This is a genomic window from Streptomyces sp. NPDC048643 (assembly GCF_040650615.1).
Classification (GTDB): Bacteria; Actinomycetota; Actinomycetes; order Streptomycetales; family Streptomycetaceae; genus Streptomyces.
Genome location: NZ_JBEZHO010000092.1, coordinates 1 through 13,237, shown reverse-complemented (window position 1 = coordinate 13,237; position 13,237 = coordinate 1). Strand labels below are relative to the sequence as shown.

The following is a 13,237-nucleotide window of genomic DNA, read 5'->3' as shown; positions in this document are numbered from 1 at the left end:
ACGAGGTCGTCGAGTGCTTCGTCGGTGCGTCCCGCGACGGGGGTGCCGAGAGGGATGTCCGAGCCTGCGCCGAGTCGGGTCAGGAGGGTGGCGAGTGCGGCTTGGAGGACCATGAACAGGGTGGTGTCGGTCTCCTGGGCCAGGTCGAGCAGCGCGCGGTGCAGTTCGGCGTCGATCCGGATCGGAACGGTGTCGCCGCGGTAGTCCGCCACCTTCGGCCGAGGACGGTCGAAGGGCAGCTCCAGCTGGTCGGGAAGCCCGTCCAAAGCGCCCTTCCAGAAAGCCAGTTGCTCACTCACCAGGGAGTCGGGGTCGTCCTCCGCGCCGAGCAGCTCGTGCAGCCACAGGGTGTAGTCGGCGTACTGCACGGGGAGCGCGGACCACGCCGGTGCCCGGCCCTGGAGCCGGGCGCGGAACGCGGTCTCCAGATCACGTCCGAGCGGCCCCATCGAGGTGCCGTCGCTCGCGATGTGGTGCACGAGCAGCAGCAGGACGTGCTCGTCGGGGCCGAAGGTGAACAGCGTCGTGCGGAGCGGCAGTTCGGCGGCCAGGTCGAACGCGTACTGTCCCGCGTCGCGCAACAGCTCGTGCATCTCGTCGGCAGCACAGCCGACTTGGTGCAGCGTCACCTTGACGGCATCCGTTCCCAGCACAACTTGGGCCGAGCTTCCGTCGAACTCCTGGAAGACCGTCCGCAGGCTCTCGTGCCGTACCACCACATCGTTCAACGCCTGTTCGAGGACGTCCGCGTCGAGGTCTCCGGTGATCCGGAACGCCACCGGGACGTTGTACGTGGCATTCGCACCTTCCAGCTTGTTCAGGAACCACAGCCGGTTCTGCGCCGGTGACAGCGGGATCCGCGTCGGACGCTCCGCCGCCGTCAACGCGGGCCTGGCCGAACCCGCCTCCTCGATCTGGGCGGTGAGGGTGGCGATGGTGGGGGTTTCGAAGAGGGCGGTCACGGGGAGTTCGACGTTCAGGGTGGTTCGTATGCGGCTGACCAGGCGAGACGCGAGGAGGGAGTGTCCGCCGAGTGCGAAGAAGTTGTCGTCGATGCCGACCGTTGCCACCCCCAGGACCTCGGCGAACAGCGCGCAGAGGATCTCCTCCCGCGGGGTCCGCGGACCGCGCCCCGCTCCGGCGGCGGGGAGGTCGGGTGCCGGCAGGGCGCGTTGGTCGACCTTGCTGTTGGTGGTCAGCGGGAGCCGGTCGAGCACCACGAACGCGGAGGGAACCATGTACTCCGGCAGCAGACCCGCCGCATGCACGCGCAGGGCCTCGACGTCCGGGGTGTCGTTCCCGGCCTCGGCCACCACGTAGCCCACGAGGCGCTTGTCGCCCGGCTGGTCCTCACGAGCCACGACCGCGACCTGCGCCAGCCCGGCGTAGCGGCCCAGTACGGCTTCTATCTCGCCGAGTTCGATGCGGTAGCCGCGGATCTTGACCTGGTCGTCGACGCGGCCGACGAATTCCAGCAGGCCTTCGCGGGACCAGCGGGCGAGGTCGCCGGTGCGGTACATGCGGCTGCCGGCAGGACCGAGGGGATCGGCGATGAACCGCTCCGCTGTCAGGTCGGGACGACCGTAGTAGCCCCGGGCCAACCCCGCGCCCGCCAGGTACAACTCCCCGGTGACTCCTGCCGGAACGGGCTGCAGGTTGCTGTCCAGGATGTAGGCGCGCATGCCGTCCAGTGGACGTCCGACGGGTATGGGCGCCGGCACCTCGTCAGTGGTGGTCCAGGGGGATTGGGTGGCGAACAGGGTGGTTTCGGTGGGGCCGTAGGCGCAGCGCACGACGGTGTCGGGGCAGTGTTCGAGGACTCGGCGTACGGCGGTGGGGGAGATCAGGTCACCGCCGGTGATCACCTCGCGTACGTTGGCGAAGCAGCCCGGGTCTTCTTCGGCCATGACGCGGAAGAGTCCGGCTGTGATGTCCAGGCCGGTGATCTCCTCCTCGGTGATCAGCCGGGCGAGTTCGGCGACACCGAGTTCGCCTTCCGGGGTGATGACGGTGCGTCCGCCGTGCAGCAGGGGTACCCAGAAGGCGTAGGTGGACGGGTCGAAGGCGTACGAGGCCAGCAGCAGGACCCGCTCGTGCGCGCCCGCCCCGAACATGCCGTCGACGACGAGGTCGAGGATGTCGCGGTGGGTGACGGCCACGCCCTTGGGACGCCCGGTCGAGCCGGATGTGTACATCACGTAGGCGAGCTGCTCGGGCCGGCTCTCGACGCCCGGGTCACCGACCGGCAGACCGGCCAGCTCCGCATCCTCGTCCACCACCACAGTCATACGGGCGGCAGGCACGCCACGGTCACGCATCGCCCGGTCGGTCAGCAGTACCGGCGCGGACGTCTCGTCCACGATCCACTGCATCCGCTCCAGCGGATAACCACTGTGCAGCGGCAGATAGAACGCTCCGGCCTTCAGCACGGCGAGCAGGGCGACCACCAGGTCCACCGAGCGCTCCATCAGCACCGCGACCGGCGCCTCCAGGCCCACGCCCAAATCCACCAGTCGGTGGGCGAGTTGATTTGCCCGCTCGTCCAACTCCCGGTAGGTCAATTCCCGTCCAGCACACCGCACCGCCACCCCATCCGGGGACCGCAGCGCCTGAGCGGCGAAAGCGGCCTGCACCGAACCCGTCCCGAGCCCCTCGCCGGACTCCGCACCGGCCGACAACTCCAACAACCGCGCGCGCTCGTGCGTCTCGATCACGTCGATTCGGCTGATCGTCTGTGCCGGATCAGCCACCACAGATTCGAGGACGCGTACGAGGCGGGTGAACAGGCGCTCTATGGTCGCCCGGTCAAAAAGCTCCGCGGCGTACGTGACATACGCCCGCACAGGTGCTGGAAGACCTTGGTCGGTGTCCTTCATGAGGAAGTTCAGCGACATGTCGAATTTCGCTGTCTGCTGTTCCCCGACGATCTCCTGGACTGTCAGGCCGGGCAGATCCAGGGCATGGCCATCGCCGGTCTGAACATTGAGCAAGACCTGGAACAGCGGGTGACGGGCCAGCGAGCGCTGGGGGTTGACCGCCTCGACCAGCCGATCGAACGGCACATCCTGGTGGGAGTACGCGGCGAGGTCGGTCTCCCGGACCTGCTCCAGCAATTCCAGAAACGTCGGATTCCCCGACGTGTCCGTTCGCAGGACCAGGGTGTTGACGAAGAAGCCGACGAGGTCGTCCAGTGCTTCGTCGGCGCGTCCCGCGATCGGGGTCCCGATCGGGATGTCCGTCCCCGCACCCGTCTTCGTCAGGGCCACCGCCAACGCTGCCTGCGCCACCATGAACGTGGTGGCGCCCGTCGAATGGGCCAGATCGGCTATCCCGCGGTGCAGTTCCGCGTCCAGTTCGAAGAAGGCCGACTCGCCGCGATAGCTGGCCGCCTTCGGCCGGGGGCGGTCGAGGGGCAGTTCGAGCTGGTCCGGGATTCCTTCCAACGCCCGTGTCCAGAAGGCCAGCTGCTCGCTCACCAGGGAGTCGGGGTCCTCGTCCGCACCGAGGAGCTCACGCTGCCACAGGGTGTAGTCCGCGTACTGCACCGGCAAGGCCGGCCACGACGGCTCGAGCCCCTGGAGCCGGGCCCGGAACGCGATCTCCAGATCGCGCCCCAGCGGCCCCATCGAGGCACCATCACTGGCGATGTGGTGCATGAGCAGCAGCAGTACGTGCTCATCCGTATCGACGGTGAACAACGTCGCCCGCAGCGGAAACTCGGCCGACAGGTCGAACGGGTACTGACCGGCCTCCCGCAGCACGGCGTCCAACTCGTCCGCGCCACAGCTGACGTGGTGCAGCTTCACGCCGGCGGCGTCCTTGTCCAGGATCACCTGGACCGGGCTCCCGTCCATCTCCTGGAACACGGTCCGCAGGCTCTCGTGCCGCGCGACGACATCGCCCAGCGCCTGCTCGAACACATCCGCGTTCAGCTCTCCGACGATCCGGAACGCCACCGGAACGTTGTAGGTGGTACTCGTCTCTTCGAGCTTGTCGAGGAACCACAGTCGGTTCTGTGCCGGTGACAGCGGGATCCGCTCCGGGCGTGCCATCGCGGTCAACGCGGGCCTGGCCACGCCTGCTTCCGCCACCCGGTCGGCGAGGGTGGCGACCGTGGGGGCCTCGAACACGGTCCGCACGACCAGCTCGACGCCCAAAACCGAACGTATGCGGCCGGCCAGGCGGGTGGCGAGGAGGGAGTGTCCGCCGAGTGCGAAGAAGTCGTCGTCGATGCCGACCGCGGGCACGCCGAGGATCTCGGCGAACAGCCCGCACAGGATCTCCTCCTGCACAGTCCGCGGGCCCCGCCCGCCCACCGCCGTCACTTCGTGGACCGGCGCCGGCAGAGCCCGCCGATCCACCTTGCCATTGGTGGTCAACGGCAGACGGTCCAGCACCACGAACGCCGAAGGGACCATGAACTCCGGCAACAACTCGCCCACATGGGAACGCAGGGCGTCGGCGTCCACCCCCTCGGTCCCGGCTTCGGCGACCACGTAGGCGACCAGGCGCTTGTCGCCCGGCCGCTCCTCCCGCACCACGACCGCGACCTCCGCCAGGCCCGGGAAACGACCCAGCACCGACTCGATCCCACCCAGCTCGACCCGCAGCCCGCGGATCTTCACCTGGTCATCGACCCGGCCCACGAACTCCAACTGGCCGTCCGCCCGCCACCGCACCACATCACCACTGCGGTACACCCGTGCCTGAGGATCGTCCGAGAACGGGTGCCTGATGAAGCGCTCCGCGGTGAGTTCCGGGCGGTTCCAGTAGCCCCGGGCCAGTCCGGGGCCGCCGACCCACAGTTCGCCAGGAACGCCCGGGGGCACCAGAACACCGTTCTCGTCCATGACGAACACCTCCGTGTTCGCCACCGGCCGGCCGATGGGGATCTGCCCGTTCCGGGGGATGTTCCGGTCCACCCTGTAGCTCGTGGTGAAGACCGTGGCCTCGCTGGGCCCGTACCCGTGGATGAGCCGCTCGGGTGCCCAGGGCCCGTCCACCAGCGCGTCCACCACCGGCCGGTCGATCGCCTCGCCGCCGTAGAAGACGGACGTCACTCCGGTGAGGAGGTCGGGGCAGTCCTGCAGGTGCTGGCGCAGGAGGGGGGCCGTCAGCCACATCATGGTCACCTTGGAGTGACGGAGAGCGGCCTTGAGCGTGGCAGCGTCGAGGAGAACCTCCTTGTCCATGACCGCCATGGCGGCTCCGGACGTCAGCGCGGGCCAGCATTCGAAGGTGAAGGCGTCCCAGGAGAAGTTGGAGGGCTGGGCCACGACGTCGCCGGGCCCGAGGCCGGCGAACAGGTCGCTGTCGACTATCCGGCAGAGCGAGCGGTGCTCGATCATGACGCCCTTGGGGGTGCCGGTGGAGCCGGAGGTGAAGATCACGTGGGCCAGGCTCTCGGGTCCGGTCGGCACACCGGGGTCCGTGTCCGCCCGGGTGGCGATCTCGTGCCAGTCCTGGTCGATCAGCAGTCGCTCCGCGGAGGTGTCCCCCAGCCGATCCTGGAGGCGGGCATGGGTGACGACCAGCGGAGCATTGACGTCCGTGACCATGAACTCCAGCTGATGCACCGGGAACTCATGGTTGAGCGGCACATAGACAGCGCCTGCCTTCAGTACGCCCAGGACGGCGACGACCGCGTCGAAGCCCCGTTCGACACAGATCGGAACCAGTTGCTCCGGGCGCACCCCCCGGGCGATCAGGTGGTGGGCGAGCTGGTTGGCCCGTGCGTTGAGCTGGCTGTAGGTCAGCTCCTCCGCGCCGCAGAGCACCGCCGGCGCGTCCGGCGTTCGGGCCGCCTGCTCCTGGACCATCTGATGCAGGGTGGTGTTGTCGGCGTAGGGCACCGTCGTGTCGTTGCACTCGACGACCAGCTGTCGATGCTCCTCGGGGGAGAGGAGGTCGATGCGGCTCAGAGAGAGGTCCGGGTCCACCGCGACCGCGGCGAGCAGCCTCGTGAAGCGGGCTGCGATCCGTTGTGCGGTGTCCGCGGTGAACAGATCGAGGGCGAACCCCAACCGTCCGCTGATCCCGTCGGGGACGCCGTCCCCCGCGTGCTGCTCGAAGAGTTCAAGGGTGAGGTCGAACTTGGCGACCTCAGTGTCACCGAGACTCACGTCCGCGGTGAGGTCCGGAAGGTCCAGGCGCACGGACGCGTTGTTCTGCATGGCCAGCAGTACCTGGAAGAGGGGGTGTTGGGCGGTGGAGCGCTCCGGGTTGAGTTCGTTCACCAAGAGCTCGAAGGGGACGTCCTGGTGGGCGAGAGCCTCCAGGGACACCTCTCGTACCCGAGCCAGTAGTTGCTGGAAGGAGGGATCGCCCGTGGTGTCGGTCCTGATCACCAGGGTGTTCACGAAGAATCCGACCAGGTCGCCCATCGCCTCGTCGGTCCGGTTGGCGACGGGGGTGCCTACCGGAATGTCGTTCCCCGCGCCCAGGCGGGAGAGCAGCGCGGCGAAGGCGGCCTGCACCACCATGAACAGACTGGCCTGTTGGGTACGGCTCAGGCTGATCAGGCGCTGGTGCAGCTCCGCGTCCAGCTCGAAGGAGACGGTGTCGCCGCGATGGCTGGCCACCTTCGGCCGGGGATGGTCCAAGGGCAGTTCGAGCTGGTCCGGGATTCCCTCCAACGCCCTTGTCCAGAAGGCCAGTTGTTCACTGACCAGGGAGTCGGGGTTCTCCTTCGCGCCGAGCAGCTCACGCTGCCACAACGTGTAGTCCGCGTACTGCACCGGCAACGCCGACCACGACGGCTGCGTCCCCGCGTACCGTGCCGCATAGGCAAGGCTGATGTCGCGGGTCAGCGGAGCCAGCGACCATCCGTCGGACGCGATGTGATGCGTCAGCAGGAACAGGACGTGTTCGGTCTCCGACAGGGCGAACAGACGGAATCGGACCGGCGGGTTCACCGCCAGATCGAAACGCTCCCCGGCAAGAGCCGAGATCTGCTTGGGCAACGCGGTCTCGTCGGTCTCCACCACTTCGAAGTCCTGCATCGCCCGCATCGCCGGCAGGATCTGCTGGAACGGAACACCCTGAGCGTCCTCGGGAAAGACGGTGCGCAGGCTCTCGTGCCGGTCCACCACGTCCTCGAGCGCGGCCCGCAGCGCGGCCCGGTCCAGTTGCCCCGAAAGACGCACGGCAAGGGGAAGGTTGTAGGTGGCACTCGTCTCTTCGAGCTTGTCGAGGAACCACAGCCGGCTCTGTGCCGGTGACAGCGGGATCCGCTCCGGGCGTGCCATCGCGGTCAACGCGGGCCTGGCCACCCCTGCTTCCGCGACCCGGTCGGCCAGTGCGGCGACCGTGGGGGCCTCGAACACGTTCCGCACGACCAGCTCGGCCCCCAGGACCGAACGAATGCGGCTGGCCAGGCGGGTGGCGAGGAGGGAGTGTCCGCCGAGTGCGAAGAAGTCGTCGTCGATGCCGACCGCGGGCACGCCGAGGATCTCGGCGAACAGCCCGCACAGGATCTCTTCGCGTGGGGTCCGCGGACCGCGTCCGGCTCCGGCCTTCGTCGGCAGGTCGGGCGCGGGCAGGGACCGCCGGTCCAGCTTTCCGTTGGTGGTCAGCGGGAGCCGGCCGAGCACCACGAACGCCGAGGGCACCATGTAGGCCGGCAGCTGATCCGCCACCCGTGCGCTCAGGGTCTCGACGTCCACCCCCTCGCTGCGGCCCGGCTCGGCGACCACGTAGGCCACGAGGCGCTTGTCGCCCGGCTGGTCCTCGCGCGCTATGACCGCGACCTGCGACACCCCCGGAGCACGGCTCAACACCGTCTCGATCTCGCCGAGTTCGATGCGGAAGCCGCGGATCTTGACCTGGTCGTCGGCCCGGCCCAGGAACTCCAGCACGCCCTCGTCGGAGCAGCGGGCGAGATCGCCGGTGCGGTACATGCGGCTGCCGGCCGGGCCGAAGGGGTCGACCACGAACCGCTCCGCCGTCAGGTCCGGGCGACCGAAGTAGCCCCGGGCCAACCCCGCACCCGCCAGGTAGAGTTCGCCGGCCACTCCCGCCGGGGCCGGCGACAGGGCCTCGTCGAGGACATAGGCGCGCATGTCGTCCAGCGGACGCCCGATCGGCAGCGGCGCCGGCAGCTCGCCACCGCCCGTCCACGGATGCTGCGTTGCGTACAACGTGGTCTCGGTGGGGCCGTACGCGCTGCGCACGACGATGTCCGGGCAGTGGTCCAGCACCCGCCGCACGGCGGTGGGGGAGACCACGTCACCACCCGTGATCACCTCACGCGCACCCGCGAAGCAGCCCGGATCCTCCTCCGCCATCACCTGGAACAGACCTGCGGAGACGTCCAGGGCGGTGATCTTCTCCTCGGTGATCAGCCGGGCCAGCGTCGCCACACTCAGATCGCCCTCCGGCGTGATGACCGTCCGCCCACCGTGCAGCAGCGGCACCCACAAGCCATAGATCGAGGGATCGAACGCATACGGAATGACCATCAGGACCCGCTCGTGCGCACCCGGCTCGAACATGCTGTCCACGACCAGGTCGAGGATGTCGCGGTGGGTGACCGCCACCCCCTTGGGACGCCCCGTCGAGCCCGACGTGTACATCACGTAGGCGAGCTGCTCGGGCCGGCTCCGAACCCCTGGGTCACCGACCGGGAACCCGGCCAGCCGCACGTCTTCGTCCACCACCACCAGGGCCGTGCCCCGGGGCAGACCACGGTCACGCATGGCCCGGTCGGTCAGGAGTACCGGCGCGGACGTCTCGTCCACGATCCACTGCATCCGCTCCAGCGGATAGCCGCTGTGCAGCGGCAGGTAGAACGCTCCGGCCTTCAGTACGGCGAGCAGGGCGACCACCAGGTCCACCGAGCGCTCCATCAGCACCGCGACCGGCGCCTCCGCACCAACGCCCAAATCCAGCAGTCGATGGGCGAGTTGATTCGCCCGCTCGTCCAACTCCCGGTAGCTCAGCTCCCGTCCAGCACACCGCACCGCCACCGCGCCCGGGGACCGCAGCGCCTGAGCCGCAAAAACCGCCTGCACCGATTCGCCGACCAGCGCCACGTGCGACTCGAACGACGCACCCTCAACAGAATCAACAGCATCTGCAGTATGCATTGCCAATTACTCTCTTTCGGTGTTGAGATCGCACGAATTCGCAGCTACTCGGCAGTGCGGGGACCACGGCAGCACAGATCGGCGCGGAAGGGGACACTGCGATGCCCGTGAAGGCACGCGGCAAGGATTACCGAACTACTTCACCGGTCGATCCGGCGTGGCGGAGCCCAGCCGCCGGTCGCGGAATCGCTGGAGAACCTCCACCGCGGGAACCGCGGAGCCGGGCGTGCGGAGGCTCGATTCGCGATCGCCGCCGAACCTCGAGCAGACCGAGATGTGTGCGTCATAGGCGGTCGACATCGCATCGAGCAGCAGCCTGTAGGACTTGTCGACGGCTGGAGCGGGCGACACGACCAGTGGCTTGACCCGATGGAGCAACTTGAGCAGTATCCGGTGATCGCGCAACTGGAGACCGCTGAACTTGGCATTGATATGCGGTGGCATCATCGCGGGACGTACCGAATCCGCGTAGTGCGTGCGTGTGAAGTCGCCGGCGTACCGCAGCGAAGCGCCGGACCCGATCATCAGTGTCGTGGCGTCCTCGAGCAGTCGGCAGGCGCTGTCGACGTCATCCGGATCGTCCCTGAGGCATTCCTCAAGACAGCCGACCGAGACGATCAGCGCCTGGATGAGCGCGAAGAACACCTGGTGACCGAGACGCCAGCGAATCAGGGGACCGCCCTTCACCTCGCCGGCACTCGTGCCCGTGCCCTGCGTGTGAGCGCGGGCTGCGTTCTCGAACGGCGTGCCGGCCACTCCGATACGCCACAGCATGTGGAAAGTCGTCCAGAATGCCTCACGCAGTTCGGCTCGTTCACCGCTGCTGAGCGTGATTCCGGCCGACAGGGCATCACCGAGCTGGCTGCGGAGGGATTCGAGCATGGTGTAGGTGAACGTCTCCACCGAATTCCCGCCGACCCTGATCGCGCCGAAGAACAGGTCATGTTCCTCGTAGAGGTCCTCCGGCAGGGACTTTCGCTCCGCATCGGTGTACCGGGTGGCAGCGGCCGGTGAGGCCAGGCAGGCCAGGGCGGCATCGACCGCGGCCCATGCGCGTCGGTCGGTGTCCTGTGGCGTTATGTCGATGACGGTCCGCAAGGCGTCCGCGGTGCGCTGGTTCATCGTGGCTGTGATGGCGCCTCTCGATGCGGGAAGCTGCTCCGCTTTCAACAGGTGGAGGGGTGGGACATCCGCATATTGAGCCTGTATGTCAACCTCAATCACTTCGTGAACTCCTTCGAGTCGAACTGAATATGCGTGAGCCGGCACGCGAGGAAACGAAGCGCGCTATTCCGCAGTGGATCGGCTGGGAACGAGGGAGACCGGTAGGCTGCTGTATCCGCGGAGGAACGTCGAGTAGAGCGCTTTGGGGTCACCCGTGAGCTCGATCCGTTCCACCCTGCTGACGAGGGTCTTCAGTACGGCGGCGATTTCGGCTCGCCCGAGGTATGACCCGAAGCAGAAGTGGGGCCCGAAACCGAAGCCCAGGTGCTTGTTGGGAGTCCTGGCCAGGTCGAAACTGTCCGGGTCCGAGAAGACACTTTCGTCGCGGTTCGCGGAAGTGATCCAGAGGATGACGTGGTCACCTTCGCGGATCGTCCGGCCGCCGATGGTGACGTCGGCCGTCGCGGTACGACCGATGTGCATCGCCGGCGTCGTCCAGCGCACGATCTCCTCGACCGCGCCGGCTATCGAAACGTGGCCCTCCTTCAACGCCCGCCACTGATCGGGGTGCTGGGAGAAGGCGAGCAGGGCGCCGACCATGGCCAGGCGACTGGTGTGGTCTCCCGCGAGGATGAACCCGTAGCAGTTGACGACCACTTCGTCGTCGGTCATCGGCTCACCGTTGATGCGGCAGGTGGCCATCGCGCTGATCAGGTCGTCCTGCGGGTCCTCGCGGCGGGCCTCGATGATCTCCTGGGAATAGATGAGGAGTTCGTTGCGGGAGAGCCAGACGTCCTCTTCGGTCTGCCCCTCGTCGTCCGCGCTGACCGCATCCCGGCTCAGGTCGAGCACATACTTGTGGTCCGTCGACGGGAAGCCCAGCAGATCGCAGATCGTCCCCATGGGGACCACTTCCGCGACCTCCTTGGCGAAGTCGAAGGTCCCGGTGCCGACGCCGCGGCCGAGGATCTGGTCGACCCGCTGCTGCAGTTTGTCCGTCACCCCTTTGCGGATCCGGGGACTGAAGGCCTTCAGCAGGATCGTCCGCATGGCGTTGTGGCGCGGCGCGTCGGTGAGCGCCAGGATCTTGCCGGCCGCCGGGTCCCCTCCGGGCTTGTGCAGCGACGACATCATGTTCCCGGGCTGCGAGCTGAATCGCTCGGAGTCCTGCAGCACGGCCATGACGTCCGCGTGGCGGGATACCACCCAGAACGGGGAGCCCCGGTCCGTGGCCGGGTGCAGATACACGGGCTGTTCGGCCCGAACCCGCCGCCAGAAATCGTCCATGTCGGTGTGCAGGAAGGTGTTCGGGTCCGTGAGGTCCACCCTGCTGAGATCGTCGGCGGGTATACCTTTGTTCGGCATGGAAATCTCCTGGCCTTCAGAATAGGTGACTACTGCGTAGGTTTTCCTTGCCGGAAAGGTCGGCGATCAGCATCGCCAGTCGATCCAGTCCCGCTTCCATCTCATCCGGCGACACCACACTCACCGACAGTCGTAGCTGATTCTCGCCGCCACGCCCGTCGTAGAAATGGCTCATGGGTGTCCACAGGACGCCGTACTTGCCGGCCCCGTATTCCAGTGCGGTGTCATCGGCAGTAAACGGAACAGTGACGACCACGAAGAATCCACCGCCGGGCGTATTCCATGAGACCTGGTGATTTCCGCCCCGGGGGAACCGTCGGCTCATCCCGTCCAGCAGCAGCCGCAGGTTCCGGCTGTAGAGCTGTGTCTCTCGGGTGTTCGCCTTGACCAGACTGCAGTCATGCTCCAGCAGCTTGCCTCCCGCAATGGCCTGGGCCAGGGGCGAGGTGTTGACGGTGAGCATGCTTTTGATCTTGGACAGCTCGTCCGCGAACAGCGTGGAGCCTCCATCGGCACCGGCCACGCGCTGATCTGCCACCACGAAGCCGACCCTGGCGCCGGGAAAGCAGGTCTTGGCGAGCGAGCCGAGATAGATGACCCGCCGCGAAGTGTCGAGGGCCTTGAGCGTGGGCAGGCGCTCACCGTCATCGGCCTGGAACAGACCGTACGGATTGTCCTCGAGAATCAGCAGATCGTGCTCCGCCGCGATGGCGAGCAATTTCTGCCGGGCCTCCAGGTCGAGGCTCGCGCCGGAGGGATTGGCGAAGTCCGGGACGAGATAGAAGGCCCGTGGCCGCTTCCCCGCGGCGCGAGCCGCCTCGATCTGCTCGACCAGGTGGTCGAGGTCGACGCCGTTCTCGTCCTCCCGCACCGGCCAGAGGGGCATGTCCACCAGCCTCGCGGCACCGGCCATTCCGACGTAGCCCGGCGACACCGTCAGCACGACGTCACGCTCGTCCATGCGAAGCGCCCGGAGCACCAGGAACATCGCCTCCTGGCAGCCGACCGTGACGACGATCGACTCCGGGTCGACGTCGATGCCCTCGTCACAGCGGAGATTACGGGCGAGCAGCTCGTGAATGATGCCCTTGGTCCGACCGTACTGAAAGAGGGTGCGGCGTATGCCGTCCGCGTCCGCACCCGTCTCGGCCGTCAGGTAATCGCAGAAGACCCGCAGATATCGAGGAAGATCGTCGACATCGAAGAATTCTTCACTGGGCCGTCCGGCAGCGAGTGAAATGGCCTCCGGGAAACGGCCGGCCACTTCGTTCAGGAAGTTCATGGAGGCGAGCGCCGGATCCTGGAGCGCTGCATGCAGTCGATCCGTGCTCAGATCGGCGGTCAGGAGTTCCACTCCACTCTCGTTCATGCAACCTCGCTTGCCTCGGAGGAACGGTGGTTCTGTGGCTACTTCGATGCGCCTTGCTTCGTTGTGGTGTCGGCGGTGGTGTCCTGTGTGGTGTCGGTGGTGGAGTCTTGTGTGGTGTGTGTGGGGGTGGGTTCTTGGGTTGTTTCGTCGGTGGCTTCTTGGATGGCGCGGTTGCTGAGTGCGGGGAGGCTGATGAGGGCGACGAGGACCATGAGGAGGCCGCCTGTGATGAAGGGGGTGCGCAGGCTGATGG

Annotated in this window: 5 protein-coding genes; all 5 read right to left on the bottom strand. The window is 67.3% G+C overall.

The window, feature by feature from the left end; genetic code table 11:
* Positions 1–9,086: amino acid adenylation domain-containing protein (locus AB0C62_RS41550; protein WP_362982413.1), on the bottom strand; the 9,086-nt coding region annotated here is incomplete at its 3' end.
* A gap of 135 nt (positions 9,087–9,221) precedes the next feature.
* Positions 9,222–10,208, bottom strand: a complete 987-nt coding sequence (locus AB0C62_RS41545) for a hypothetical protein (protein WP_362982411.1) — start codon at positions 10,206–10,208, stop codon at positions 9,222–9,224.
* A gap of 165 nt (positions 10,209–10,373) precedes the next feature.
* A complete protein-coding gene (locus tag AB0C62_RS41540) occupies positions 10,374–11,615 on the bottom strand; it encodes a cytochrome P450 (protein ID WP_362982409.1) in 1,242 nt (413 codons plus the stop codon).
* 16 nt (positions 11,616–11,631) lie between these two features.
* A complete protein-coding gene (locus tag AB0C62_RS41535; protein WP_362982407.1) occupies positions 11,632–12,969 on the bottom strand; it encodes a PLP-dependent aminotransferase family protein in 1,338 nt (445 codons plus the stop codon).
* A gap of 53 nt (positions 12,970–13,022) precedes the next feature.
* The coding region (locus AB0C62_RS41530) for a hypothetical protein (protein ID WP_362982406.1) at positions 13,023–13,237 on the bottom strand (215 nt) is incomplete at its 5' end.

Coding starts and splice junctions, on each gene's coding strand:
- AB0C62_RS41540 (WP_362982409.1), bottom strand. CDS start 11,615: ATGCCGAACAAAGGTATACCCGCCGACGATCTCAGCAGGGTGGACCTC.
- AB0C62_RS41545 (WP_362982411.1), bottom strand. CDS start 10,208: ATGAACCAGCGCACCGCGGACGCCTTGCGGACCGTCATCGACATAACG.